This window comes from Rhodococcus sp. NPDC059968 (assembly GCF_042738615.1).
In the GTDB taxonomy this organism is placed as follows: domain Bacteria; phylum Actinomycetota; class Actinomycetes; order Mycobacteriales; family Mycobacteriaceae; genus Rhodococcus_F.
On the sequence record NZ_JBHWUE010000042.1, the window covers coordinates 42650 to 69104 of the forward strand.

Below are 26455 nucleotides of genomic sequence, written 5' to 3' on the forward strand. Positions count from 1 at the left end.
GTTCCTGGAGTCGAACATTAGTGCGAGGGTCCGACAGGTTCGCTTTCGCTGGTCGCGGACCCGGATTCGAGGGCGCGGACCTGCATGAACCTGGGACTTCGTCAAGGTGGTAACAGATTGATAACGATTAATATGAGGCTTTCCTCAGGTTCTTGGACGTCCTTGCACCGCCCGCGTCCAGCGCGGACGCGATCTACTCACCGGTCACTTCGCGGGAGGGCTGTGAGAGACATCACGCGATATTTCTCCGATGCATGCCTGTGACACCCCGGAGCCATTTGAACGTGAGGAAATCCTCATGATTCTGTGTCAACCTTGAGCAGCCCGGAAGAGCTGATCAGAGCCGATACAGCTGGCACACGATGCCGAGGGCGGCAGACACTATCCCCACCTCCCCCTAGAGGGGACCAGGAGAGGACATACGCGTGACGATTGACGACACGACACCCGCAGGAAACGGAAAAAACTCGAAGGGTTCGCGGCGCATCGGCGTAGACCGGGACGACACTCGGTCATCGAGCAAGAGCACCCTCGTGGATCGTCTGCTCGGAGGTGAGCCGTACGCGCTCGCCTTCGGTGGTCAGGGCGCGCCCTGGCTGAGCTCGCTGGAGGAACTGAGCCGCGACAACGGACTCGAGCCGGCACTCACCACCATCGTCAACGACGCGGCCGACTACCTCGCCCCCGTGGCGCAGGAACTCCTGGTCGTGCGCCCGGTCGGATTCGACCCCATCGCGTGGATCCTCGAGCAGGAACTCGCCGACGAAGAGGACGGCGCCCAGGCGGCCGGACCCTCCGCGGCAGCGCTCACCTCGGCGGCGGTGTCTCTCCCCGGCGTCTTCCTCACCCAGATCGCAGCGCTGCGTGCGCTGGCAGCTCAGGGCCTCGATCCCGCGGTTACGGCTCCCGTGTCGGTGATCGGCCACTCCCAGGGACTCCTCGCCGCGGAGGCCGTTGCCTCCTCGGGTCAGAAGGACGGCGAACTCCTCGCCCTCGCTCAGCTCATCGGTGCGGCTGCCGGCCTCGTCGGCCGTCGTCGCGGAGTGATCGCTGCCGCCGACTCCACCCCGATGCTGGCTGTCTCCAACGTCGACCCGGAACGACTCCGTCAGATCGTCGAGGAGCTCGCCGAGGGCCTCGAGCCCGAGCGTGCCGCCGTCCTCGGCATCCGTAACGCCCGTCGCCGCGTCGTGCTGTCCGGCCCGCCCGCCCAGCTGGCACGCGTCCAGCAGCGGTGCGAGCAGATCGAGGCCGACGAGGCCCGTGAGCGCGACGCCAAGAAGCGTGGCGGCTCCATCTTCGCGCCCGTCTTCGAGCCCCTCGCGGTCGAGATCGGCTTCCACCACCCCGCACTCGCGGAGACGATCGACATCGTCGGCCAGTGGGCCGTGCGCTGCGGTCTCGACGAAGAGAAGGCCCGCGCTCTCACGAGCGCCTGCCTCGTCGATCCCGTCGACTGGGTCGGGGCCGTCGACAGCACCCTCGAAGCCGGTGCCGCGTGGATCCTCGACCTCGGACCCGGTGACCTCCTCACCCGCATGACGTCCGCCAGTGTCCGCGGGCAGGGCGTCGGCATCGTCGCCGCCGCGACCCGTGGCGGTCACCGCAACCTGCTCACCCCGGGCGCAACCCCCGAGGTTCCCGCCGCGTGGACCGAGTTCCTCCCGAAGCCGGTGTCGCTGCCGGGCGGCCGCATCGGAGTCGAGACCGCCTTCACGAAGCTGACCGGTCGTTCGCCGATCCTGCTCGCCGGCATGACCCCGACCACGGTCGACCCGAAGATCGTCGCCGCAGCCGCCAACGCAGGCCACTGGGCCGAGCTCGCCGGCGGTGGCCAGGTCACCGAGCAGATCTTCGCCGACAACGTCGAGAAGCTCACCGGGCTGCTCGAGCCGGGCCGCGCCGTGCAGTTCAACTCGATGTTCCTCGACCCCTACCTGTGGAAGCTCCACGTCGGTGGCAAGCGCCTCGTGCCGAAGGCCCGCGCCGCGGGTGCCCCGTTCGACGGTGTCGTCGTCACCGCCGGTATCCCCGAGCTCGAGGACGCCGTCTCGATCATCGGTGACCTCACCGAGGCAGGCTTCAGCTACGTCGCGTTCAAGCCGGGCACGGTCGCGCAGATCCGCTCGGTCATCCGCATCGCCAACGAGGTCCCCTCGTTCCCCGTCATCGCCCACATCGAAGGCGGCCGCGCCGGTGGCCACCACTCGTGGGAAGACCTGGACGACCTCCTCCTCGACACCTACGCCGAGCTGCGTACCCGGCCGAACCTGGTCCTGTGCGTCGGTGGCGGCATCGGCACGCCCGAGCAGGCTGCCGACTACCTGACTGGCCGCTGGTCCGTCGCACACGGCTTCCCGGCCATGCCGCTGGACGGCATCCTGGTCGGCACCGCCGCCATGGCCACCCTCGAGGCAACCACGTCTCCCGAGGTGAAGCAGCTTCTCGTCGACACCCCCGGTACTCCGGACTGGGTCGGAGCAGGCACCGCCGAGGGCGGCATGGCCTCCGGTCGTAGCCAGCTCGGCGCCGACATCCACGAGATCGACAACGCCGCGTCCCGCACCGGCCGTCTGCTCGACGAGGTCGCCGGTGACGCCGACGCCGTCGCCGAGCGTCGCGCCGAGATCATCGAGGCACTGAACATCACGGCCAAGCCGTACTTCGGCGACGTCGCGACCATGACGTACGAGCAGTGGCTGCGCCGCTACCTCGAGCTGGCCGTCGGCATCGACGCGGCGAAGGCATTCGACTGCGGCACCGACCTCCAGGACGCCATCACCGAGGCCAATGAGAGCCCGTGGATCGACATCACCTGGCGTGCGCGCTTCGGTGAGATGCTGCAGCGCACCGAGTCGCGTCTGCACCCGGTCGACCGTGGTCCCATCCCCACCCTGTTCGCCGAAGACGCGATCCTCGAGCGTCCCGAGGCGGCCATCTGCGCCCTGCAGGCGCAGTACCCCGATTACGCCTCCACGGTTCTGCACCCCGCGGACGTCTCGTTCTTCGTCTCTCTGTGCAAGACCCCCGGCAAGCCGGTGAACTTCGTGCCCGTCGTCGACGGTGACGTTCGCCGCTGGTGGCGTTCCGACTCGCTGTGGCAGGCGCACGATCCCCGCTACACGGCCGACCAGGTCTGCGTCATCCCCGGCACCGTCGCCGTCGCCGGCATCACGCGCGTCGACGAGCCTGTCGGCGAGCTGCTGGACCGCTTCGAGAAGGCCACCTACGACGAGCTGGTCACCGCCGGTGCCGCACCGCTGTCGCTGCCCGCGCGCCGTCACGCGGACATCGCCCGCGGCCTCCTCGACATCGTCCTGTCGGCTCCCGACATCCAGTGGGCCTCGCGCCTGACCCTGAACCCGGTTCGCCGGCTCGGTGACCTCGACAAGTGGTCGATCGAGTCCGACACCCTCGCGGTGCACGAGACCACCGGTGCCGAGCTGTCCGTGATCGACGAACAGCAGGTGCTCCTCACCGTCCCGCTGGTGGCAGCCAAGTCCGTCCAGATCACCATCACCGTTCCCGCGTCCGTCGCGGACGGTGGCGCTCCCGTGGTCACCGAGGCCGACGCCGAGAAGTCGATGACCGCACTCCTCGCGGTCGCGGCCGGTCAGGAACTGCCCGCCGTCAAGAACGGTGTCGCACGGCTCAACCTCGCCTGGACGCCCGACCTGGTCGCCGACCACGCCGGTGTCACCGGCTCGGGTCTGCCCACGACGCTGAGCGTCAGCGGCAAGGCCGTCCCGGACGTGGTCGTCGGCGCCTGCTGGCCGGCCGTGTTCGCCGCGCTCGGAGCTGCCAAGACCGAAGACTCGCTCTCCGTCATCGAGGGCATGCTCGACCTGGTCCACCTCGACCACAGCGTCGATTTCGTCGGCGAACTGCCTTCGGAGACAAGCATTCTCGTGGTCAAGGCCGAGGTCGCCTCGGTTCTCGACACCGACCTGGGCCGCGTCGTCGAGGTCAAGGTCGAGGTCGGCGCCATGCTCGGCGAGGGCCTGGACGCGCCTGCCGTCGTCACCCTGTCGGAGCGCTTCGCGATCCGCGGCCGCACCGGCAAGGGCGAACTGTCCGACCCGGCCCGCGCCGGTGGCTCGCTGAGTGACGAGGCCGTCGACACCCCGCGTCGTCGTCGCCGCGACACCACGATCGTCGCTCCCCGCAACATGGGCTCCTTCGCCCAGGTGTCGGGCGACCACAACCCGATCCACACCTCCGACAACGCGGCACTGCTCGCCGGCCTCGGCAGCCCGATCGTGCACGGCATGTGGCTCTCCGCCGCCGCCCAGCAGGTCGTCACCGCCGTGGACCCGGCCGAGACCAAGACGCCGCCGCGTCGACTCACCGCCTGGACCGCACGCTTCCTGGGCATGGTTCGCCCGGGCGCCGAGATCGACGTCCGCGTCGACCGCGTCGCAGTGGACCGTGGCGCCGAGATCGTCGAGGTCGGTTGCCGCATCGACGGTGAACTGGTGATGGTCGCAACGGGTCGCACCGCCGCCCCGAAGACCGTCTACGCGTTCCCCGGACAGGGCATCCAGCGTCCCGGCATGGGCCTCGACGCCCGTGCCCGCTCCAAGGCCGCCCGTGAGATCTGGGACCGCGCCGACAAGCACACCCGCAAGGCCCTCGGCTTCTCGATCCTCGCCGTGGTCCGCGACAACCCGACGGTCGTCAAGGCCCGTGGTGTCGAGCACAAGCACCCGGACGGTGTCCTGCACCTGACCCAGTTCACCCAGGTCGCAATGGCGACGCTCGGTGTGGCTCAGGTCGCCGAGCTCCGCGAATCCGGTGCCTTCGTCGAGGGTGCCCTGCTCGCAGGCCACTCGGTCGGTGAGTACAACGCTCTCGCCGCCGTCGCCGGTGTGCTGCCTCTCGAAGCCGTTCTCGAGGTGGTCTTCCAGCGTGGCTCCGCGATGCACGCACTCGTTCCCCGCGACGAGGCCGGCCGTTCCGACTACCGGATGGCTGCCATCCGCCCGTCGCAGATCGGTCTGGCCGACGACGACGTCGAGGCGTTCGTCGCCGGTGTCGCCGAGGCGACCGGTGAGTTCATGCAGATCGTGAACCTGAACCTGCGTGGCTCGCAGTACGCCATCGCGGGCACGGTCACCGGGCTCAACGCGCTCGAGAAGGAAATCGACATCCGCCGTGAGGCTTTCGGTGGCAAGCGCGCGTACATCATGGTTCCGGGCATCGACGTCCCGTTCCACTCGACGGTGCTGCGTGGCGGCGTCGACGACTTCCGTGGACGTCTCGAGGAACTGCTTCCGCAGGACATCGACCCGGCCATCCTGATCGGGCGTTACATCCCGAACCTCGTCCCCAAGCCGTTCTCCCTGAAGAAGGAGTTCGTGCAGGAGATCGCCGACCTGGTTCCGTCGAAGCCCCTCGACAAGGTGCTGAAGGACTTCGACTCCTGGGCGAAGAAGCCGGTCCAGCTCACCCGCGTGGTTCTCACCGAGCTCCTGGCCTGGCAGTTCGCCAGCCCGGTGCGCTGGATCGAGACGCAGGATCTGCTGTTCGCCGACGAGTCCGAAGGTGGACTGGGTGTCGAGCGGTTCGTGGAGATCGGCCTGGGCTCCGTCCCGACCGTCGCGAACCTCGCGTCGCAGACCCTGAAGCTGCCGGGCCGCTTCGGCTACCCGGTCGAGGTCCTCAACATCGAGCGTGAAGCGTCCATCGTGTACTCCACCGACGTCGATCCGGCGCCGGTCGAGGACGACGAGCCGGAAGCGCCCGCAGCCGCGGCGCCCGCCGCATCGGCCGCACCTGCCGCCGCTCCGGCCCCGGCAGCTGCACCGTCCGGTGGACCGCGTCCCGACGACATCGCGTTCAAGGCCGCCGACGCCACCAAGGTCCTGATCAGCCTGTGGACCAAGCTCCGTCCCGATCAGGTCGGCCCCGTCGACACGATCGAGGCGCTGTGCGACGGCGTGTCCTCGCGGCGTAACCAGCTGCTCGTCGACCTCGGCTCCGAGCTCTCGCTCGGCGCGATCGACGGTGCCGCCGACGCCGACATGGGCTCGCTCGCCGGCACGGTCGACTCCCTGGCCCGCACGTACAAGCCGTTCGGCCCGGTGCTGTCCGACTCGATCAACGATCACCTTCGCAAGGTCTTCGGCCCGTCGGGTCGTCGTCCGGCGGCCATCGCGGACCGCGTGAAGAAGGTCTGGGAACTCGGCGACGGCTGGGCGTACCACGTCACCGCCGAGGTGGCTCTCGGAACCCGCGACGGTTCCAGCATCCGTGGTGGTGACCTCGGCGGCCTGGCCGGCGGCGGTCTCGCCGACGGCGCCGCAGTGGACGCCGTCATCGACAGCGCAGTGGCCGCAGTGGCCTCGCGCCGCGGGATCAGCGTCTCCCTCCCGTCCTCGGGTGGCGGAGCCGGTGGCACCGTCGACGCCGCGGCGCTGGGCGAGTTCACCGAGCACATCACGGGCCGCGACGGCGTGCTGGCCTCGGCCGCCCGCCTCGTGCTCGAGCAGCTCGGCTTCGCAGGCGACACGGCGACGGCAGCGCAGCCGACCGACACCGAACTCGTCGACCTCGTGTCGGCGGAACTCGGTTCCGACTGGCCGCGACTGGTTGCTCCCGCGTTCGACGCCAAGCGGGCGGTCCTGCTCGACGACCGCTGGGCGAGCGCACGTGAGGATCTGGCTCGTCTGTGGATCGACGCGGCAGGCGTGGAGTCTCTCGAGATCGAAGGCTTCGCCGGTGCAGGCAAGTCCGTTGCGGCGCAGGCCGCATGGTGGCAGGCCCGCGCAACCGACGAGGGTCGCACGGCTCTGGCCGAGAAGTACGGGCGTATCGCGGAGGCGGCAGTCGTCGTCACCGACGAGACCCCGGAATGGGCAGACCAGGTCGCCGTCGTCACCGGTGCCAGCAAGGGCTCGATCGCGGCCTCGGTCGCAGGCAAGCTCCTCGCCGGCGGCGCGACGGTCTTCGTGACCACCTCGCGTCTCGACGACAAGCGTCTCGGCTTCTACCGCGACCTCTACCGCCGCAATGCTCGCGCCGGTGCCGCCCTGTGGGTGGTCCCCGCGAACATGGCGTCCTACACGGACATCGACGCGCTCATCGAGTGGATCGGTGAAGCGCAGTACGAGACGGCCGGTGGATCGAAGAAGCTCGTCAAGGAAGCGGTCACCCCGACGCTGCTGTTCCCGTTCGCCGCGCCCCGCGTGGCAGGCGACCTCGCCGACGCCGGCGCCCGCGCCGAAATGGAGATGCGTGTTCTCCTGTGGTCGGTGGAGCGCCTGATCGGCGGACTGTCGAAGATCGGTTACGACCGTGACGTCGACACTCACCTGCACGTCGTGCTGCCCGGTTCCCCGAACCGCGGTCTGTTCGGTGGCGACGGTGCGTACGGCGAGGCCAAGGCCGCGCTGGACGCAGTGGTCGGCCGCTGGAAGGCCGAGCGCAACTGGGCCGAGCGCGTCACCCTGGTGCACGCTCTCATCGGCTGGGTCCGCGGAACCGGCCTCATGGGCGGCAACGACCCGCTGGTCGAGGCTGTCGAAGGTGCCGGAGTCCGTACCTGGTCCACCCAGGAAATGGCCACCGAGCTGCTTCAGTGGTGCGAGCCCGAGGCACGTCGCCTCGCCTCCAGCGAGCCGCTCGCGGCCGATCTGACCGGTGGGCTCGCCCAGGCGAACCTGGACCTGCCCGCGCTGGCGAAGCAGGCTCAGGAAGCTGCGACCGCTGCTGCCGAGGCCGACGAGGACGCCGTGGAGCTCGACACCATCGCGGCTCTGCCCGCCCCGCCGCGGGTCTCCGCGTCGGTGGCACCGGCCTGGTCCGGCGTCACGGCGGCTCCGGAGGACCTCGTCGTCATCGTCGGCGCAGGTGAGCTCGGACCGTTCGGTTCCTCGCGTACCCGCTTCGAGATGGAGGTCGACGAAGAGCTTTCGGCGGCAGGCGTTCTCGAACTCGCCTGGAACACCGGACTCGTCGTGTGGGAGACCACGCCGTCCGCAGGCTGGTACGACGCCGAGACCGGGGAACTGGTTCCGGAGGCCGAGATCGCGGACAAGTACCACGACACGGTCGTCGAGCGTTGCGGCATCCGCCGCTACGTGGACGACGGCTCCATGGTCGAGAACACCGCACCGCTCCTCACGTCGGTCTTCCTCGACAAGGACCTGAGCTTCGTCGTCAGCACCGAGGCGGAGGCGCTGGCCTTCGTCGAGGCCGACCCGGAGAACACGGTCGCGAGTCCGGTTCCGGACAGCGGTGACTGGCAGGTCACCCGCCGTGCGGGCACCGAGATCCGCGTCCCCCGGAAGATGAAGCTCACGCGCAGCGTGGGTGGTCAGATCCCGACCGGATTCGACGTCACCAAGTGGGGCATCCCCGCCGACATGGCCGACTCCGTCGACCGCGTGGGCCTGTGGAACATCGTCGCCACAGTGGACGCGTTCCTCACCGGTGGGTTCACGCCCAGCGAACTGCTGCGGTGGGTGCACCCCTCGCTGGTCGCCAACACCCAGGGCACCGGCATGGGCGGCATGACCTCCATGAGGTCGCTGTACATCGACACGCTGCTCGGCGAGAACCGGCCGAACGACATCCTGCAGGAAGCCCTGCCGAATGTGATTGCGGCGCACGTGGTCCAGTCCTACGTCGGCGGTTACGGCGCCATGGTCCACCCGGTTGCGGCATGCGCCACGGCCGCGGTGTCCGTCGAAGAGGGCGTCGACAAGATCAAGCTCGGCAAGGCCCAGCTCGTGGTCGCCGGCGGGTTCGACGACCTCAGCGCGGAGGGCATCATCGGATTCGGTGACATGTCCGCCACGGCCAAGACCGACGACATGCGGGCCAAGGGCATCGACGACCGTCGATTCTCCCGGGCCAACGACCGTCGTCGCGGCGGGTTCGTCGAGTCGCAGGGTGGTGGCACGATCCTGCTGGCCCGCGGTGACCTGGCACTCGAGATGGGCCTGCCCGTCCTCGGTGTGGTCGCCTACGCCGGCTCGTTCGCGGACGGTGTCCACACGTCGATCCCGGCTCCCGGAATCGGTGCGCTCGGTGCGGGTCGTGGGGGAGCGGATTCGCAGCTCGCCAAGTCCCTCGGCAAGCTCGGTGTCAGTGCCGACGACATCTCGGTGATCTCCAAGCACGACACGTCCACCGCGGCCAACGATCCCAACGAGGCGGAGCTGCACGAGCGCCTCGCGGGGGCACTCGGCCGCAGCGAAGGTGCGCCGCTCTTCGTGGTCTCGCAGAAGAGCCTTACCGGACACGCCAAGGGTGGTGCCGCAGCATTCCAGCTGATCGGTCTCTGCCAGGTGCTGGACCAGGGCATCGTGCCGCCGAACCGCAGCCTCGACTGCGTCGACGAGAAGATGGCCGAGTTCGAACACCTCGTGTGGGCTCGGGAGCCGCTCCGCTTCGGCGAGCAGTTCGCGCTGAAGGCCGGTCTGCTGACCAGCCTCGGCTTCGGGCACGTGTCGGGCATGGTCGCGGTCGTGCACTCGCAGGCGTTCGTCGAGGCCATCCCGGCAGACAAGCGTGAGGCGTACCTCGAGCAGGCACGCAAGCGCACCGTCGAGGGTCAGCGTCGTCTGGCGAAGGCCATGGTCGGTGGCGGCAGCCTGTACGAGCGTCCGGCGGATCGTCGCTTCGGCGGCGACAGCGTCCCGGCCGCGGCGTCCCGTCAGCTCGAGGCGGACGTCCTGCTCACCGAGGCCGCGCGCCTGGGAGCGGACGACGTGTACAGCTCGGGTCTGCCCGGCTGCAAGTAGGAACGACGGATGGGAGTTCTGGGGATCGGCTTCGATCTCGTGACGGTGTCGGAGTTCGCCGAGCAGCTGGACCGGCCAGGGACGGCAATGCTCGACAACTTCACACCGGGCGAGCGTCGGGACGCCGTGACCCGGAGCTCCGATCCGGCTAGACATTTCGCCGCCCGGTGGGCTGCGAAGGAGGCAGTGATCAAGGCTTGGTCCACGTCTCTCTTCGCCAGCCCGCCGGTGCTGCCCGAGATGATCCACCACCTGATCGAGGTGGTGACGGATGCGTGGGGGCGACCGAGTATCCGCTTACGCGGAGACGTCGCCAAGCATCTGACCGACGTGAAGATTCACATCTCCCTCACACACGACGGAGACATGGCGGGCGCGTTCGCCGTCATCGAGTCCCTGTAGGCGCCTCCGGCGCTCGTGCGCCTTTCTGGTAGCTCCGGCAACCGGAAGGGCGCACAAGCGCGTAGCGCCTACGTTGTGCGCGATTCCTTCTCGGCGACCAGCAGGTATGCCACCATCAGCCGTTTGAGTTCGGCGACGGCGTCCGCGTGGCTCTGGTTGTCCTGCACGGAGAAGTTGAGCATCGAGTACACGACGTGGACGAGCACCTCGGCCATCATCGTGCGTCGCTCCCGCGATGTCTGCGGGGTGAGCGGCGCGAGCATCCGTGAGACCTGCTCCGCGAACGCCTTCTCGTGGATGGCGCCGGTGGCGCGAGTCGAGGGCGTCGACTGCATTGCCAGCCACACCTCGCGCCTCGACGGGTCGGACGTCCACAGGCCCGCCATGTGGTCGACGAAGGAATTGAGGAACCGCAGCCAGTCGAGGGACGGGACCTCACCGTTGAACTGGGCGATCTCGTGCTGGACTCCGACAAGGTCCTGTCGGTTGAGTTCGCAGACGATCACGTACTTGTTCGCGAAGAACTGGTAGAGGGTGCCGATCGGGACGTCCGCGCGTGCGGCGACCTCCTCGCACGTGAACGATTCGAATCCCACGTCCACCAGCAACTCCCGCGATGCCGTGAGCAGCGCGTCGAACTTACGGCGACTACGTTCCTGTGTCGGACGTCTGCGGGGCAGGAGTTCCTGCGGGTCCGACTGAGCCTCCAACGCCGGGTCCACTCGGCGCGGCGCTTGCTTGCTGACTGAAGACTCCACCGCCCCAGGCTATCCGTCTTTCGTCCGGATTCCGAAGATCCCTCCCGGTGACGCGTCGGCTTTCACCTGGGCGCGGAGACTCGTCGCGCCGTTTACCGTGTCGATGGATCAGCGGGCGGCTGACGACACGCAGCCGCCCGTCGCGCCGATCAGACGGACAAATCCCGCCGCAGTTTCGCGACGTGGCCGGTGGCGCGGACGTTGTACTGGGCCACTTCGATCTTCCCGTCCTCGTCGACGAGGAATGTGGAGCGGATGACACCCTGCACCGTCTTGCCGTACATCTTCTTCTCGCCGAACGCGCCCCAGGCCTCGAGTGTGGCCTTGTCGGGATCGGACAGGAGGGGGAACGTCAGTTCCTCGTTGTCACGGAATTTGGCCAGCTTCGCCGGCTTGTCGGGCGAGATGCCGATCACGTCCAGGCCTGCGCCGTTCAGGTCGGCGAGGTTGTCGCGGAAGTCGCAGGCCTGTTTGGTGCAGCCCGGCGTGCTCGCCGCCGGGTAGAAGTACACGACGACCTTGCGGCCGCGGTAGTCGGCGAGCGACACGTCGTTGCCGTCGGCGTCGGGCAGCGTGAAGGCGGGTGCGGTGTCTCCGGGGGCGAGTCTGTTGTTGTCGGTCACGAGAAGTCAGGCTACCGGGAAGGGGTGGACGTGGCCCGAAGCGTGATTGGGGGAGACCAAGTCGCAGGTCGGGAGTTCTCGTCTACGGTTGACGCAAGTGTGGGATCGTCGCGGTAGCGTCGCTCTCGCTGATCGAACAAGTCGAACAAGTTGGAGGACACGTGCCCAGGGACACCGAGAGCATCGAGCGTGAGATCGAGAACGCGCGTAGTCAGCTCGCGAGCACTCTCGACGAATTGACGGTCCGCACCAACCCGAAGCGTCTCGTGGAGAACACGAAGCGCACGCTGATCGCGAAGCTGAACGAGCCGGCGGTCAAGTACGGACTGATCGCCGTGGGTGCGGTGGCAGGGCTCCTGGTGCTCCGCAGAGCGTTGCGCTGAACGACCGTCGTGGGAACGGGCCGTCGGATGTGAAGTTCGTAGTGACTTCACGTTCCGGCGGCCCGTTCGTCATCTGACCGCCCGCTCGGTGCGTTGAGATCGTGACACGAGAAAGGCCCCCATCCTTGTGAGAGGATGGGGGCCTTCGTGCAAGTGCGCCCACAGGGACTCGAACCCCGGACCCAGTGATTAAGAGTCACTTGCTCTACCAACTGAGCTATAGGCGCTCGCTCTTGCGAGACAGAACATTAGCGGGTCGCTTCTCGGGAATGCAAATCGCCTGGTGGCGACTGCCCGTGGCGACCCGATTCGCACGGTGGGGAGTAACAAGAGCGCCGCTGGTCACGATTGATATTCGAACGTTATTGAGCGGCTCGGCGCTTGGTCGGAACCGGTCTCCAGTGGCTGGCATCATTGGAGACCACACGGTCTCGACGTGCTGATTCGTCTTGCGAAGGCGAGGGACGTGCCGGCTTGAACGTGTATTCGGAGCGAGGACGTGAAGTGGGGTTATCCATGGGTGTGGGGCGTGGCGGGCGCATGCGTGCGCAATCGGTGAGATCCGTCTCGAAGACGGCGACGATTGTGGCGGCATCACTCGTATTCGCAGTGTCGATCGCAGGGTGCACCGTCTCCGGTGCAGACAGCGTCACGGAAGGTGAGGCGCCGATCGATTCCAATCCGGTCACCGAACTCATCAAGCCGAAGCTGACGGCGTCGGCCGTCGATGGTGCGGTGGGGTTCTCGCCCGGGCAACCGGTGACGGTGACGGTGGCCGACGGCACGCTGGCGGCGGTCACCATGTTCAACCCGGAGGGCGTGCCGGTCGACGGCGCCATCGCCCCCGACGGGTTGTCCTGGGTCAACACGGAGCCGCTGGGCTACGACAAGGAATACCGGCTCGAGGTGAAGGCGAACGGCCTGGGTGGCGGCACAACCTCGACATCCGCGTTCACCACCAGCGCGCCCGGCAACGTCACCAAGCCGTACGTCATGCCGTCCGAGGGCGACGTGGTGGGAATCGGTCAGCCGATCGCGGTCCAGTTCGACGAGAACATCCCCGACCGCAAGGCCGCCGAGGCCGGCATCACGGTCACGACCAATCCGCCGGTCGAGGGCGCCTTCTACTGGGTGAACAACCGTGAGGTGCGATGGCGTCCGCAGAACTACTGGGCACCCGGCACCGCCGTGGACGTCAAGGTCGCCGTGTACGGCCGTGATCTCGGTGACGGACTGTACGGCCAGGAGGACGTCCACACGGCCTTCACCATCGGCGACGCCGTGATCGCGACGGCGGACGACAACACCAAACAGGTGACGTTCGAGCGCAACGGCGAAGTGATCATGACGATGCCCACGTCGATGGGTAAGGACGACACACCCACCGATAACGGCGTCTACATCATCGGCGACCGGTTCGCGAACCTCGTCATGGACTCGTCCACTTACGGCGTGCCGGTCAACTCCCCGCAGGGATACAAGACTCCCGTCGACTGGGCCACGCGAATGTCCTACAGCGGCATCTTCTTCCACTCGGCGCCGTGGTCGGTGGGGCAGCAGGGCTACTCGAATGCGAGCCACGGCTGCCTGAACCTCAGTCCGTCCAACGCGAAGTGGGTGTACGACAACACGAAGCGCGGCGACATCGTGATCGTCGAGAACACGCTGGGCGGCACGCTGTCGGGCACGGACGGCCTCGGGGACTGGAACATCCCATGGGATGTCTGGAAGGCCGGCAACGCCAACGCCTGACAGCGGGCGTCAGACCAATCGCAAAGAGGAAAGCCCCCGGCCGAGGCCGGGGGCTTTCCGTGTGGGGTGAGTGACGGGACTCGAACCCGCGACACCCAGGATCACAACCTGGTGCTCTACCAGCTGAACTACACCCACCATTGCGCTTCTGTCACCGCCCGAGGGCAGTAACTTCGGCGAGGAAGATATTAGCGCGTTCGATGCGCAAAACGCCAATCGGTATCTCAGGCGTGTCCGAGTTCCTCGACGACTGCGGTGATGTCGCTGGTAGACGGCCCTGGTTCGGCCACGAACGCTGTCTTCCGGTAGTACTTCAGTTCCCGGATCGACTCTTTGATGTCCGCAAGGGCACGGTGGGCGAGGCCCTTTTCGGGCTGACCGAAGTAGATCCGCGGGTACCACCGGCGGCACAGTTCCTTGATGGAGCTGACGTCGATCATCCGGTAGTGCAGGTAGGTGTCGAGGTCCGGCATGTCGCGGGCGATGAATCCGCGGTCGGTCGCGATGGAGTTGCCGGCGAGCGGTGCCGTCCCGGCGACCGGCACATGCTCGCGGATGTAGGCGAGCACCTGCTGCTCGGCCTCGGCGAGCGTGACCGTGGACTTCCGGACCTCGTCTGTCAGCCCCGAGTTCTCGTGCATCTTGGTCACCACGTCGGGCATGGCCGCGAGCGCGTCGTCGTCGGCGTGGATGACGATGTCGACACCCTCACCGAGCACGTTCAGCTCGCTGTCCGTGACCAGAGCTGCGATCTCGATCAGCTTGTCGGTGCCGAGCCGGAGCCCGGTCATTTCACAGTCGATCCACACAAGTTTGTCCTGCACCAGGAACACAGTAGTCACGTGAGTGACGGGATAAGGTCTGCGGTGGACACTTTCTCCCGACGTGCGTGATCCGAGGAGGGCTTGGATGACCCAGCAATCGCAGGACGGCGGCGCGACCTCGACTCCGGCGGAAAGGGCGGCGGCGGCGAGGGCGGCAGCCGCCGAAGCTGCCAGGATCGCGGCGGAGGCCGCGGCAGCGGCAGAGACGGCGGAGCAGGAAGCCCGGGACGCGGAGGCTGCGGAGAACCGTGCTCCCGCAGGCGTCGCGGCCCCCTCCGGCGCCGCCGCGGACATCGCCGCCGGATACTCGTCGGAGGGTGCGGCTCTGGAGCTGGGGACCGTGGTTCTCGACGGCGCCGTGGATCGGTCGGCCCGGGTGCGTTTCCCTCTCGCGACGGTCAACCGGCACGGTCTCGTCGCCGGCGCCACCGGGACGGGAAAGACGAAGACGCTGCAGGGTATTGCCGAGCAGTTGTCGGCTGCAGGGGTTCCCGTGGTGATGGCCGACGTGAAGGGCGACCTGTCGGGCCTGTCACAGCCGGGTGAGGCGGGCGACAAGATCACCGCCCGAGCGTCCGAGACGGGTGACGACGAGTGGCGGCCGGCGGGGTCCCCGGTCGAATTCCTCTCGCTGGGAACGGAGGGTCTGGGCATTCCCGTCCGCGCGACCATCACGGCGTTCGGGCCGATCCTGCTCGCCAAGGTCCTCGGGCTCAACGAGACTCAGGAGTCCACGCTGGGGCTGATCTTCCACTGGGCCGACGTTCAGGGGCTCGCGCTGCTCGACCTGTTGGATCTGCGATCGGTCATCGCTCATCTCACCAGCGACGAGGGCAAAGCCGATCTGAAGGGCATCGGCGGCGTGTCCCCGGCGACCGCCGGTGTGATCCTCAGGGCCCTCGTCAATCTCGAAGCCGATGGCGGCGACACGTTCTTCGGGGAGCCCGAACTCGAGACCGAGGACTTGCTCCGGGTGAACGACGGCAAGGGTGTGATCACGTTGTTCGAGTTGGGCTCCCAGGCCGCGCGTCCGGCGTTGTTCTCCACCTTCCTGATGTGGGTGCTGGCCGACCTGTTCCAGACGTTGCCCGAGGAAGGCGATCTCGAGAAACCCAAGCTCGTCTTCATCTTCGACGAGGCGCACCTGCTCTTCGCGGACGCGTCGAAGGCGTTCCTGCAGCAGGTGGAACAGACCGTGAAGCTCATCCGCTCCAAGGGGGTGGGGGTCTTCTTCTGCACCCAGTTGCCGACGGACGTCCCGAATGCGGTGCTGTCGCAGCTCGGCGCGCGGATCCAGCACGCGCTGCGCGCTTTCACCCCCGACGACCAGAAGGCGCTGACGAAAACGGTACGGACGTACCCGACCACCGAGAACTACGATCTCGAGAAAGCTCTCACCTCACTGGGTATCGGCGAGGCGATCGTCACGGTCCTGTCGGAACGGGGCGCGCCGACGCCGGTGGCGTGGACGAGGATTCGGCCTCCCCGCTCGCTGATGGACACCATCGGCACCGACGCGATCACGGCCGCGGCGTCGTCGAGCCCGCTGTCGGCGAAGTACGGGCAGACCGTCGACCGGGAATCGGCGTACGAGAAGCTGACAGCCAAGGTTGCCGGAGCGCCGGCCACGGAACCGGGCCTCGACCTGCCCCGGCTGCCTGACCTGCCGCCACCGCCGCCGCCGCAGCCGGAGGGGCCGAACATGGCCGAGCAGATTCTCGGGAACTCCGCGGTGAAGAGCTTCCTCCGCTCGGCCGCATCGGCCGCCGGCCGCGAGATCTCCCGCAGCATCTTCGGGACGGGCAAACGTCGCAGGCGGTGAAACCCGCTGCGCGCCAGTGTCTAGCTGCCCAGCTTCTTGTAGAACGTTCCGACGATCGGGGCGACCACCGCGCGCGGGGTGTACTGCCCGGCAACGGACATCGCCTTGCTGATGATGCCGGGCACGACGCGCATCTTGTTGTCTGCCAGACCGTCGAGCGACACCTTGGCGGTGTATTCGCTGGAGATCCACAGGAAGTCGGGCACCAGCCTGTCCACGATCGATGCGTCCGCCGGATCGGGCTCCTCGGTGCGGACCGGGCCGGGCGCGAGCAGGGTGACGTTCACTCCCGTCCCCTTGAGTTCGCCGCGCAGCGACTCGGAGAAGGTGTTGACGAACGCCTTGCTGGCCGCGTAGGTGGCGTTGTGGGGGATGGGCATGTTGCCTGCCGCAGAGCCGACCATGAGGATGGCGCCGGATTTGCGTTCGAGCATCCCGGGCAACACCGCGAGTGTGAGGTCGTGCACGGCAACGGCGTTGAGTTCCACCTGTGCCCGTTCGTATGCGGGATCGAGTCCGGCGACGGGCCCGAACGTGGCGATGCCCGCGTTGTTGCACAGGACGCTGATCTCACGTCCGGCGAGTTCGGTGACGAGGGTGGCCCGCGCGTCGCGATCCGACAGATCGCACGCGCGCACGTCGACCTCGACGCCGTACTCGTCACGCAGGGTCCCGGCGAGTGACTCCATCACCTCGCCGCGGCGCGCGACGAGGATCAGGGAGTGTCCCCGGGAGGCGAGATCGGTGGCCAGCGCCTCGCCGATTCCGGACGAGGCGCCGGTCACGACGGCGCGGGCACGGGGAGTGGGGTTCGGCAAGCTCACAGTCAGCAGCGTAGTGCGTCAGATGCGGGCCGCGAGCCGCGTGCCCTGCTCGATGGCACGTTTGGCGTCGAGTTCGGCTGCGACGTCGGCACCGCCGATGACGTGGGTGGTGACGCCGGCGACCGTCAGTTCGTCGACGAGGTCACGCACCGATTCCTGACCTGCGCAGATCACGACGTTGTCGACGGCGAGGGTGCGGGGCTTCTCGCGTTTGGCGCCGAATGTGATGTGCAGGCCGTCGTCGTCGATGCGCTCGTAGTTGACCCCGGACAGTTCCTGCACGCCCTTGTTCTTCAGCGCTGCCCGGTGAACCCAGCCCGTGGTCTTCGCGAGGCCGGCGCCGATCCGGCCGCTCTTGCGCTGCAGCAGGTACACCTCACGCGGCGACGGCTCGGGAATGGGTGTGGTGAGGGCGCCCGCTGCCGCTTCGGGTTCGGTGACACCCCACTCCTGCTTCCACTCCTTCAGGTCGAGCGTCGGGGAGTGCTCGTGGGTGAGGAACTCGCTGACGTCGACGCCGATCCCGCCGGCTCCGATCACCGCGACCGACTGCCCGACGGGCTTGCCGCCCCGCACGACCTCCGGATACGTGAGCACCTTCGGGTGGTCGATACCCGGAATGGACGGAACGCGCGGCGTCACCCCGGTCGCGACGATCACCTCGTCGTACTCGCCGACCAGGTCGGTCGCGGTGACGCGGCTGTCGAGCCGGACGTCCACACCCGCGAGCGGAAGCTGGCGGTTGTAGTAGCGGATCGTTTCCGCGAACTCCTCCTTGCCGGGGATCTTGCGGGCGATGCCGAACTGGCCGCCGATCTCCGAATCCGCCTCGAACAGGGTCACCGAGTGGCCGCGCTGTGCCAGGCCCAGTGCCGCCGACAGTCCCGCGGGTCCGGCGCCGACGACGGCGACACGCTTCGCGGTCCGGGTGGGCGAGAGCGTCAGTTCCGTTTCCCGGCCAGCACGAGGATTCAGCAGGCACGACACGTGCTTGCGCACGAAGGCGTGGTCGAGGCAGGCCTGGTTGCACGCGATGCACGTGTTGATCTCGTCGGGGGTGCCCGCCTCGGCTTTCCGCACCCAGTCGGGATCGGCGAGCATCGGGCGCGCCATCGAGATCAGCTGTGCGTCACCGCGGGTCAGGATTTCCTCGGCGACCTCCGGCATGTTGATCCGGTTCGAGGCGGCCACGGGGATGCTCACGTGCTTCTCGAGCTTGCCGGTGATGTCGGCGAACGCGGCCCGCGGCACCGACGTCACGATCGTGGGGACACGGGATTCGTGCCAGCCGATGTCGGTGTTGATGATGGTCGCGCCCGCGGCCTCCACTTCCTGTGCCAGCGAGACGATCTCGTCCCACGTCTGACCGCCCTCGACGAGGTCGGCCATGGACAGTCGGAAGATGATGATGAAGTTGGGGCCAACCGCCTGCCGAGTGCGGCGGACGATCTCGACGGCCATCCGCCGGCGGTTCGCGGGAGTGCCGCCCCACTTGTCGGTGCGCTTGTTGGTGCGCTCGCACAGGAACTGGTTGATGAAGTAGCCTTCGCCGCCCATGATCTCGACGCCGTCGTAGTTGGCCTGCTGCGCGAGCCGTGCGCAGCGCACGAAATTGCGGATCTGCCAGCGAACGCCGCGGCCGGTGAGTTTGCGGGGCCGGAACGGGTTGATCGGGGCCTTGATGGACGAGGCCGAGACACTGAACGGCTGGTAGCTGTACCGGCCGGCGTGCAGGATCTGCAGGGCGATCTTGCCGCCCTCGTCGTGCACCGCCTTCGTGATCGCGCGGTGCCTGCGGGCCTCGATACGGTTGGTGAGCTTGGCGCCGAACGGCAGCAGCCAGCCCGTCCGGTTGGGTGCGTATCCGCCGGTGATGATCAGCGCGACACCTCCGCGCGCACGTTCGGCGAAGTACTCCGCCAGACGGGGAACGTCCTTGGCGCGATCCTCCAGGCCGGTGTGGATGGAACCCATGAGCACGCGGTTCTTCAGTGTCGTGAAACCGAGGTCGAGGGGTGCGAGGAGCTGAGGGAACTGTGTCATTGGCGGCGTGTCCTTACTGTGCGAGCGCGTCGAGTACTTCTTGACACCAGTCGGCGAACCCCTCCTCGACGCGGATTCCGCCGCGCAGGACGAGGTACTGGTGCAGGGCGGCCCCGGAGAGCTGGTCCGGTGCGGGAAAGTCACGTTTTTCGATCATGCGGTAGACCTCGAGCCGGGCGGCGTGGCCGTCGCGGTGGCGACCGACCTCGGCCGTGAGTGCGGCGATGTCACCGTGCTGAGCGGCGCGGATCTTCACTGCCAGCTCGTTGCGCAGGTGGTTCGGCTCGGTCGGTTCGGCGATCCAGCGCTCGAGTTCCGCGCGCCCGGCCGCGCCGACCCGGTACACCTTCTTGTCGGGTCGGCCATCCTGCGCCACGACCTCGGCGTCGACCCATCCGGACTCGTCCATGCGTTTGAGGACGCGGTAGATCTGCTGGTGGGTGGCGCTCTGGAAGAAGCCGATGGACTTGTCGAATCGGCGCGCCAATTCGTAGCCCGAGCCGGAGTGCTCGGTCAGGGAGACGAGGAGCGCATGTTCGAGTGCCACGAACAGAAGTATATATGCAACGAGGTGCGTATGCAACTGAGTGCACACTAAGTCCTTCCTTCCGAGCGGGACGCTCGTAGCGTCAGACCGCACGAACTCCCCGTTCGCTCGCATAGGCTCGCGGGCATGAGCACCGACGTTCGTCCGCCGGCAGGGATCGGCGAGGCCGCGACGCGCAGACAGGTTGTCGCGTGGGGATTGTGGGACTGGGGTTCGGCGGCCTTCAACGCCGTGATCCTCACGTTCGTGTTCTCCGTGTACCTGACAGACGCCGTGGGGGAGGACCTGCCGGGATCGATCTCCGCGAGCACGTGGCTCGGGTGGTCGCTCGGAATCGCCGGTTTCCTCATCGCCGTGCTCGCCCCCGTCACCGGTCAGCGATTCGACGCCGCAGGACGACGCAAGTGGGCGCTCGGCGTCCTCACGTTCGCGACGGTCGGGTGCATGGCGGCGATGTTCTTCGTCCGCGACTCGTATCAATACCTGTGGCTCGGACTGGTGCTGCTGGCCGCGGGTTCGGTGATCTTCGAACTGGCCGGCGTCCCGTACAACGCGATGCTCAGGCAGGTGTCGACGCCTGCGAACATCGGCCGGGTGTCCGGGTTCGGCTGGGCGATGGGCTATTTCGGCGGGATCGTGCTGCTGCTGCTGTGCTACTTCGGATTCATCTCCGGTGACGGCGACAACCGGGGATTCCTCGGGCTCACCACCGACGGCGGTCTGAACATCCGCATGGTGGCGCTGCTCGCCGCCGTCTGGTTCGCGATCTTCGCGATCCCCGTCCTGCTGAAGGTCCCCGAGCTACCCCGCCCGCACGTGGATCCGGGTGCCGACAAGGCCGGCTTCGTCGAGTCGTACCGGGTGCTGTGGCGCGATCTGCGCGACCTCTGGGTCGTCGACCGGCGCACCGTGCACTTTCTGGTGGCGAGTGCGCTGTTCCGTGACGGGCTGGCCGGTGTCTTCACGTTCGGCGCCGTCCTCGCCGTCAACGTCTACGGCATCAGCGCGGGTGACGTGCTGCTGTTCGGCGTCGCGGCCAACGTCGTCTCCGCGCTCGGCGCGCTCACCGCCGGCCGGTTCGACGACCGGATCGGACCCAAGACGGTCATCATGACGTCCCTGATCGCGATGATCGTCGTCGGCGTCGTACTGACGGCCGTCTCCGGACCGGCCATGTTCTGGATCTTCGGGCTGCTGCTGTGCCTGTTCGTCGGTCCCGCGCAGTCGTCGGCGCGCACGTTCCTGGCCCGGATCACACCGCCCGGCCGGGAGGGGCAGATGTTCGGTCTGTACGCGACCACCGGTCGCGCGGTCTCGTTCCTCTCGCCCACCCTGTTCGGATTGTTCGCCTGGTGGTTCGCGGCGGATCGGGCGGGGATCATCGGACTGGTGATCGTGCTCGCGATCGGGCTCGCCGCGCTGACGGTGGTGAAGGCGCCCGAGCGCGACTAGCGCCGCGCGCGATTGTCGTCGATCCGGAGCTTGTCCGGGAACAGCCGTCGCTGTGTCAGCCAGCCCGCCGCCGCCACGACGATCCAGATCAGCGTGGCGAAGAACTGCTGGGTGCCCTCGTTCGGATCCTCCAAGAAACGCAGCGGGGGGATGGCCAGGCCGAGCCCGGTCAGCACCAAGCTGGCGCCGCCGAGTGCGGTGAGCCACAGCAGTGCCCGGGCTCGGTACCGGTCGGCGATGAAACCGCAGGCGACGGCGAGCGCGACGATCACGATTCCGCTGAGGATCCAGCTGGCGTCATCCGGTTGCAGAACACGACTGAGCTTCGCTCCGATCACCGCGCCGGCGATGATCCCGATGAAGAATGCGGCGAACTTGAAGATCAGAGTGGTGGCCGCCCACACCACGACCGCACCGATCGCCGCGACCAGGAACGTCGTCCCGAGTGATAGCGACAGCAGGTCGGACACGAGCCAGCCGAGGCCGAATCCGGAGGCGAGAACGGCGACGTGCAGTGAACCGACACCGGCGAAGCACAGAACGGCGCCGACCAGAAGGATTGCGATGCCACTAATGGTGCCCTCCCAGGGTGCACGAGACGAGTAGTGCCATCAAACCAGAACGGACGCCCCGTCGAGGGGAACAGCGGATTTCAGTTCGGTGTGGTTCCGGTGCGCGTGAGGATTGCGTCGGCCAGGGCGCCTGGGCGCTGCTCCGGAATCCAGTGCGTGGCATCGTCGAGCACGACGAATTCGTACGGCGCATCGACGAACTCGCCGCATCGCTCGGCTGCCGCACGACCCAGTGCGATGTCGCCGGTGCTCCAGACGTAGGTCGTGGGAACGGTGACGACAGGCGTCTGCTCGAAGTCGCTCGTCATGGCGCGGTACCAGTTCAGCGCGGCGGTCAGAGCTGCCGGTTCACTGAGCAGCGCGACGTGCCGGTCGACGAGCGCCGGCGCGACGACGTCACCGAACATCGCGCGCAGCGCCTGCGCGTTGTCGTCGAGGAGGACCCGCTCGGCCTTGCCTTCCATCCTCAGGAGGCGGATGTAGGAGGAGCGTTCCTTCTGATCGGCGTCCTCGCGCAACGCCCAGCCGAACGCGCCGGGATGTGGCACCGACACGGTGGTGAGCGAGGTGATCCGGTCGGGGTGCCGAGCGGCGACGACCCACGCCACGGCGGCTCCCCAGTCGTGCCCGACGAGATGCGCCGAGTCGAGGCCGAGTGCGTCGAGGAGCCCGATCACGTCCGCGACGAGGTGGTCGATCCGGTAGGAGTCGACTCCGTCGGGTCGCGCACCCGGCGAGTATCCGCGCTGGTTCGGCGCGTACGTCCGCAGACCGGACTCGTTCAGCAGGGTGCTGACGGGTTCCCAGGACGCGGCGCTCTCTGGAAACCCGTGCAGCAGAACGACGGGGACGCCGTCGGTCGGGCCACCGACCGTGACGTCGAAGGTGAGCGGACCTACCGGGACGTGGGTGTGCTCGAGGAGAGTCGACATGCCCCCACCGTACGGCGAGAGCGCGACTACGTTCCGGGATTCCACCCGCTCATGCCGAGCATGATCAGGCGCAGTTGCCGTTCGGCGCGCGCGACCACCTCGGCCTCGCTTCGGCTTCCGGGACGATCGGCCTCGAGCAGATCGACGACGACGGCGAACATGGTGGACACGATCAGGTCTGCCGCCATCTCCAGGTCGTCGTGGTCCCAGGTCTGCAGACCCTCGATGCGGGACAGATCCACCGTGAGTTCGCTGACGAACAGTTTCATCTCGGTCGCGATCGCCCGGCGAATTTCCGGGACGCCGCCGTAGCGTTCGCGGCTGAGGAACCGGAACTGCGCCTCGTGGTTGCGGACCTGCCGCACGAGGATGTCGAGGGATGCGCCTGCGCTTTTGGTGCTCGGGGTGCGCCGGGCGTCGCGGAGCATCTGCCGCAGAATTCGCATGCCCTCCTCGACGAGCACCACGCCGAGCTCCTCGATGGACGCGAAGTGGCGGTAGAACGCGGTGGGCACGATTCCCGCGGTGCGGGCGATCTCGCGCAGGCTCACGCCGGCGAAGCTGCGGTCGGCCATGAGTTCGAGAGTGCCGTCGAGAAGGGCCTTCCTCGTGCGCTCCTTGCGGGCTGCCCTGCTCTCCGGTTCGGCGCCGGTCGACTGACTCACGGCAGTGAGTGTATTCGTGGGGGTGCCGACACCAGTCATCTCCGGGTGCTCGTAGTCGTCATCCGGCATGCGTATCCGATCCCTGCCTCGAGTGTGCGTGCGGTCACATTCTGATTGACAACTTCCTGTCCCCCTCTGTCACACTATTGTCAGTGTACAACCGTGCACTCAAATGGAGGAGGCTGACGTGTCAGTTGCTCACACCAGTCGTCCGGCGGAGGGACGCAGGTTCTCGCTGCTGTCGTTGTTCGAGGCGATGGCCACTCCGCACCAGCTCGACCGCTACCTCGAGCTCGTCACTCCCATGGTCACCGTGCGCGACCTGCGTGCCGAAGTAGTCGAGGTCCAGCGGTCCACCGCCGACACCGTTACCCTCACGCTGCGCCCCACCCGTCAGTGGCGCGGATTCCGTGCGGGGCAGTTCGTGCAGGTCGGCGTCGTGATCGACGGGGTTCGGCACACCCGGTGCTACTCGCCGGCCAATGCACAGGCGTCCACCGACGGGCTCGTCGAGCTGACGATCAAGGCGCATCCCGAGGGTCTGGTCTCGCAGTACCTGCACGCGCACGCGAGCCCCGGTCTCGTGCTCGATCTGTCACAGGCGGCGGGCGAATTCACCCTTCCGTCTCCTCGCCCGCGCCGGCTCCTGCTGGTGAGCGGAGGCAGCGGAATCACCCCGGTTCTGTCGATGCTGCGCACCCTCGTCGACGAGCAGCACTTCGGAAGCATCACTTTTCTGCACTACGCGTACACCGAAAACGACGTCGCGTACCTGAACGAGTTGCGCGCACTCGCGGACGCGAACGCCAACGTCTCCCTCGTACTGGCGTACACCGATCAGGAGACCGGCGGCCATCTCCACGGGTTCTTCGGCCAGGAGCACCTCGACGCGGTGGCGCCCTGGTACGCAGACGCCGAAACCTTCCTGTGCGGCCCACCCGGACTGATGCGTGGCGTTCGGGAGGTGTACCGCGAACTCGGCATCGAGGACCGACTGCACACCGAGGAATTCGCTCCCGCCGCAGCCCCGGCCGAGGGTGAGGCCGGTGGCGAGGTGTCCTTCACTGCCAGCGGTGTCACTGCGGACAATTCCGGAGCGACGCTGCTCGAACAGGCGGAGGCCGCCGGGCTCCATCCCGAGTACGGGTGCCGGATGGGCATCTGCTTCTCCTGCACCACGGTGAAGAAGTCGGGGTGCACCAAGAACGTCCGCACCGGCGACACCGACACCGATCCGGACAAGGCGATCCAGCTGTGCGTCTCGGTTCCGGTGGGCGACGTCGCCCTCGACATCTGACTTTCACTCGACATTCAACGTTTGGAGACCGACATGTTTGGACTCTCACTCTCGTTCCTCCCGTTCGTCGACGGCTCCGACGGTTCCCGCAACGACGCCCCGGTGGTGCTCAGTCACGACCAGGTCGAAGAGATCGGCCGGGAACTGGACGCCCTCCGCGACCGGACGGTTGCGAACCTCGGCGCCGAGGATCGCGAATATATCTACAAGATCATCAAGGCGCAGAGGGGATTCGAGGTCGCCGGCCGCGGTTTGATGTACCTCGGCTTCTTCCCACCGGCCTGGATCGCCGGGGTCGGGGCTCTCGGTGTGTCGAAGATTCTCGACAACATGGAGATCGGGCACAACGTCATGCACGGCCAGTACGACTGGATGCGTGAACCGAACCTGAACTCACGCGTGTTCGAGTGGGACAACGTCTGCCCCGGTGATCAGTGGAAGCATTCCCACAACTACATGCACCACACGTACACCAACATCCTCGGCCGGGACCGGGACATCGGCTACGGCATCCTGCGGATCGACGAGGCGCAGAAGTGGAACCCCTACTACCTGGGGAACCCGGTGTACGCCTTCGTCCTGATGATGCTGTTCGAGTGGGGCGTCATGATGCACGACCTGGAAGCGGAGAACGTGATCCAGGGCAAGCGGAAGTGGAACGATGTCAAGCCGCTGCTGAGCGGCTGGTGGCGCAAGGCGGGCAGGCAGGTGCTCAAGGACTACGCGATCTTCCCGGCGCTCACCGGGCCGCTGTTCGTCCCCACACTGCTCGGCAACGTGACCGCCAACCTGATCCGCAACGTGTGGGCGTACTCCATCATCTTCTGCGGCCATTTCCCCACCGGTGTGCAGAGTTTCACCGAGGACGAGACCGCGGAGGAAACCCGCGGGGAGTGGTACGTCCGGCAGATGCTCGGCAGCGCGAACATCGAGGGGAGCCCGCTGTTCCACATCATGTCGGGCAACCTGTCGCACCAGATCGAGCACCACCTGTTCCCGGACCTGCCCGCCCACCGGTACCCGGAGATGGCCCCGGTCGTGAAGGCTCTGTGCGAGAAGCACGGGCTGCCCTACAACACCGGCGGCTTCTTCAAGCAGATCGGCTCCGTGTGGGGGAAGATCTTCAAGCTCGCACTGCCTCCCGGTCTCATCTCGTCCGACACGCGTCCCGGTGTTATCGTCGAGCGGCAGAAGACTGCAGCCTGAGAGGCGAAACACATGGTGGGGAAGTTCGAGCGGCGCAAGGACACCGTGCAGGAACTGACGGAGTCCGCGGCCACGCACGTGGGCAAGATCGCGACGATCATCGCGGGCGCCGTCCGGGACGTCACCCGGGAGATCGGTGACTGGGTGTCCGACGGTATCGAGATGCGCGAGGCCGCGAAGAAGGCCCGCGACGACGAGGGCGAGGACGAGCCGGTCGACTGAGTAAAGCGACCGGGCGTATCGACCCAGGGTAGAGATGCGGCCGCCGAGGATGTGTTCGATGCACCCTCGGCGGCCTTTCTGCGGACAGGGCTCCGGCCGATGCTGGTTGCAGCACGACAACCGCCCCCCGGAAGGAACCCATTTCCCCACCACGATCGCCACCACGGCGCGCATCGCCCTCGCCGGCATTGCGGCCCTTGCTATTTCGCTGACCGGTGCCGCAGGCATGGCGTCGGCCAAGCCGATCTGCGAGACCGGCTGTTCGCAGCCCCTGCCGACCAAGAACCCGAGGCCCGACGTCAAGCAGATGTGCTGGGTCGAGTGGGGTCAGACGCAGTGCCATTTCTGACGCGATCGCGCTGTCGAACGGTGGGCACGGCCG

Annotated in this window: 19 protein-coding genes and 2 tRNA genes; 10 read left to right on the forward strand and 11 right to left on the reverse strand. The window is 67.4% G+C overall.

The genetic code is table 11. The features are described 5' to 3' along the window. Window positions 1–425: 425 nt before the first annotated feature. Together ACFWAY_RS28900 and ACFWAY_RS28905 are read left to right on the forward strand one after the other, a co-directional pair. Window positions 426–9749, forward strand: a complete 9324-nt coding sequence (locus ACFWAY_RS28900) for a fatty acid synthase subunit beta domain-containing protein (protein WP_378513009.1) — start codon at window positions 426–428, stop codon at window positions 9747–9749. Window positions 9750–9758: 9 nt separating this feature from the next. After that, a complete protein-coding gene (locus ACFWAY_RS28905) occupies window positions 9759–10151 on the forward strand; it encodes a holo-ACP synthase (protein WP_005248288.1) in 393 nt (130 codons plus the stop codon). 68 nt (window positions 10152–10219) lie between these two features. Here the strand turns inward: ACFWAY_RS28905 and ACFWAY_RS28910 are convergent, their stop codons facing one another. Then, window positions 10220–10909: a TetR/AcrR family transcriptional regulator gene (locus ACFWAY_RS28910; protein WP_378452125.1), complete on the reverse strand. Its 690-nt coding sequence runs from the start codon at window positions 10907–10909 to the stop codon at window positions 10220–10222. Between the two features lie 149 nt (window positions 10910–11058). Beyond that, complete coding sequence (bcp, locus tag ACFWAY_RS28915; RefSeq protein ID WP_007296587.1) at window positions 11059–11532, reverse strand: thioredoxin-dependent thiol peroxidase; 474 nt, start codon at window positions 11530–11532, stop codon at window positions 11059–11061. Between the two features lie 161 nt (window positions 11533–11693). On the opposite strand from bcp, the gene ACFWAY_RS28920 reads away from it, so the two are divergent. Continuing rightward, entirely contained in the window at window positions 11694–11915 is a 222-nt protein-coding gene (locus tag ACFWAY_RS28920; RefSeq protein ID WP_378452127.1) for a DUF3618 domain-containing protein, read from the forward strand. Between the two features lie 154 nt (window positions 11916–12069). Here the strand turns inward: ACFWAY_RS28920 and ACFWAY_RS28925 are convergent. Continuing rightward, window positions 12070–12142 (reverse strand) — tRNA-Lys (locus ACFWAY_RS28925). Window positions 12143–12431: 289 nt separating this feature from the next. Here ACFWAY_RS28925 and ACFWAY_RS28930 point away from each other — a divergent pair. Then, window positions 12432–13667 (forward strand): Ig-like domain-containing protein, encoded by a 1236-nt coding sequence (locus ACFWAY_RS28930; RefSeq protein ID WP_378452128.1) that lies wholly within the window; start codon window positions 12432–12434, stop codon window positions 13665–13667. Between the two features lie 62 nt (window positions 13668–13729). On the opposite strand, the gene ACFWAY_RS28935 is transcribed toward ACFWAY_RS28930, so the two are convergent. Together ACFWAY_RS28935 and orn are read right to left on the reverse strand one after the other, a co-directional pair. Then, a tRNA-His gene (locus tag ACFWAY_RS28935) sits at window positions 13730–13805 on the reverse strand. Window positions 13806–13891: 86 nt separating this feature from the next. Beyond that, entirely contained in the window at window positions 13892–14491 is a 600-nt protein-coding gene (orn, locus tag ACFWAY_RS28940) for an oligoribonuclease (RefSeq protein ID WP_378452258.1), read from the reverse strand. A gap of 85 nt (window positions 14492–14576) precedes the next feature. Here orn and ACFWAY_RS28945 point away from each other — a divergent pair, with 85 nt between their 5' ends. After that, window positions 14577–16313 (forward strand): helicase HerA-like domain-containing protein, encoded by a 1737-nt coding sequence (locus ACFWAY_RS28945; protein WP_378513010.1) that lies wholly within the window; start codon window positions 14577–14579, stop codon window positions 16311–16313. Window positions 16314–16333: 20 nt separating this feature from the next. On the opposite strand, the gene cmrA is transcribed toward ACFWAY_RS28945, so the two are convergent. Genes cmrA through ACFWAY_RS28960 form a run of 3 tightly spaced genes read right to left on the reverse strand, consistent with a single transcriptional unit; the run spans window position 16334 to window position 19727 of the window. After that, window positions 16334–17137 carry a mycolate reductase gene (gene cmrA, locus ACFWAY_RS28950; RefSeq protein ID WP_378452130.1) on the reverse strand — a complete coding sequence of 268 codons (804 nt, stop codon included), beginning with the start codon at window positions 17135–17137 and terminating at the stop codon, window positions 16334–16336. An 18-nt stretch (window positions 17138–17155) separates the two neighbouring features. Then, a complete protein-coding gene (locus ACFWAY_RS28955; protein WP_378513011.1) occupies window positions 17156–19180 on the reverse strand; it encodes an FAD-dependent oxidoreductase in 2025 nt (674 codons plus the stop codon). Between the two features lie 13 nt (window positions 19181–19193). After that, the gene (locus tag ACFWAY_RS28960) at window positions 19194–19727 is read right to left on the reverse strand and encodes a PadR family transcriptional regulator (RefSeq protein ID WP_378452132.1); all 534 of its coding nucleotides are present in this window, start codon (window positions 19725–19727) and stop codon (window positions 19194–19196) included. A 126-nt stretch (window positions 19728–19853) separates the two neighbouring features. Between ACFWAY_RS28960 and ACFWAY_RS28965 the strand changes: the two genes are divergently transcribed. Then, window positions 19854–21179: an MFS transporter gene (locus ACFWAY_RS28965; protein WP_378513012.1), complete on the forward strand. Its 1326-nt coding sequence runs from the start codon at window positions 19854–19856 to the stop codon at window positions 21177–21179. On the opposite strand, the gene ACFWAY_RS28970 is transcribed toward ACFWAY_RS28965, so the two are convergent. From ACFWAY_RS28970 to ACFWAY_RS28980, 3 genes are all read right to left on the reverse strand, one after another. Beyond that, on the reverse strand, window positions 21176–21754 hold the full coding sequence (locus ACFWAY_RS28970; protein WP_378452134.1) for a DUF4203 domain-containing protein: 579 nt from the start codon (window positions 21752–21754) through the stop codon (window positions 21176–21178). The genes ACFWAY_RS28965 and ACFWAY_RS28970 overlap by 4 nt on opposite strands. 77 nt (window positions 21755–21831) lie before the next feature. Further along, complete coding sequence (locus ACFWAY_RS28975; RefSeq protein WP_378513013.1) at window positions 21832–22683, reverse strand: alpha/beta fold hydrolase; 852 nt, start codon at window positions 22681–22683, stop codon at window positions 21832–21834. Window positions 22684–22709: 26 nt separating this feature from the next. After that, on the reverse strand, window positions 22710–23417 hold the full coding sequence (locus tag ACFWAY_RS28980; RefSeq protein ID WP_378513014.1) for a TetR family transcriptional regulator: 708 nt from the start codon (window positions 23415–23417) through the stop codon (window positions 22710–22712). A 118-nt stretch (window positions 23418–23535) separates the two neighbouring features. On the opposite strand from ACFWAY_RS28980, the gene ACFWAY_RS28985 reads away from it, so the two are divergent. The 4 genes from ACFWAY_RS28985 to ACFWAY_RS29000 are packed head-to-tail and all read left to right on the forward strand — an operon-like array spanning window position 23536 to window position 26422. After that, window positions 23536–24645 carry a ferredoxin reductase gene (locus ACFWAY_RS28985; RefSeq protein ID WP_378452137.1) on the forward strand — a complete coding sequence of 370 codons (1110 nt, stop codon included), beginning with the start codon at window positions 23536–23538 and terminating at the stop codon, window positions 24643–24645. A 33-nt stretch (window positions 24646–24678) separates the two neighbouring features. Continuing rightward, window positions 24679–25851 carry a fatty acid desaturase family protein gene (locus tag ACFWAY_RS28990; RefSeq protein ID WP_378452138.1) on the forward strand — a complete coding sequence of 391 codons (1173 nt, stop codon included), beginning with the start codon at window positions 24679–24681 and terminating at the stop codon, window positions 25849–25851. 12 nt (window positions 25852–25863) lie between these two features. Continuing rightward, window positions 25864–26073, forward strand: coding sequence for a hypothetical protein (locus ACFWAY_RS28995; protein WP_378513015.1), 210 nt, complete (start codon window positions 25864–25866; stop codon window positions 26071–26073). 58 nt (window positions 26074–26131) lie between these two features. Continuing rightward, a complete protein-coding gene (locus tag ACFWAY_RS29000; protein WP_378513016.1) occupies window positions 26132–26422 on the forward strand; it encodes a hypothetical protein in 291 nt (96 codons plus the stop codon). The last annotated feature ends 33 nt before the right edge of the window (window positions 26423–26455 follow it).

Bases quoted from the DNA above. Each gene is read 5' to 3' on its own strand.
- ACFWAY_RS28955 (WP_378513011.1), bottom strand. From the start codon at position 19,180: ATGACACAGTTCCCTCAGCTCCTCGCACCCCTCGACCTCGGTTTCACG.
- ACFWAY_RS28990 (WP_378452138.1), top strand. From the start codon at position 24,679: ATGTTTGGACTCTCACTCTCGTTCCTCCCGTTCGTCGACGGCTCCGAC.
- ACFWAY_RS28995 (WP_378513015.1), top strand. From the start codon at position 25,864: ATGGTGGGGAAGTTCGAGCGGCGCAAGGACACCGTGCAGGAACTGACG.
- ACFWAY_RS29000 (WP_378513016.1), top strand. From the start codon at position 26,132: ATGCACCCTCGGCGGCCTTTCTGCGGACAGGGCTCCGGCCGATGCTGG.
- ACFWAY_RS28980 (WP_378513014.1), bottom strand. From the start codon at position 23,417: ATGCCGGATGACGACTACGAGCACCCGGAGATGACTGGTGTCGGCACC.
- ACFWAY_RS28945 (WP_378513010.1), top strand. From the start codon at position 14,577: ATGACCCAGCAATCGCAGGACGGCGGCGCGACCTCGACTCCGGCGGAA.
- ACFWAY_RS28930 (WP_378452128.1), top strand. From the start codon at position 12,432: ATGGGTGTGGGGCGTGGCGGGCGCATGCGTGCGCAATCGGTGAGATCC.
- ACFWAY_RS28975 (WP_378513013.1), bottom strand. From the start codon at position 22,683: ATGTCGACTCTCCTCGAGCACACCCACGTCCCGGTAGGTCCGCTCACC.
- ACFWAY_RS28905 (WP_005248288.1), top strand. From the start codon at position 9,759: ATGGGAGTTCTGGGGATCGGCTTCGATCTCGTGACGGTGTCGGAGTTC.
- ACFWAY_RS28965 (WP_378513012.1), top strand. From the start codon at position 19,854: ATGAGCACCGACGTTCGTCCGCCGGCAGGGATCGGCGAGGCCGCGACG.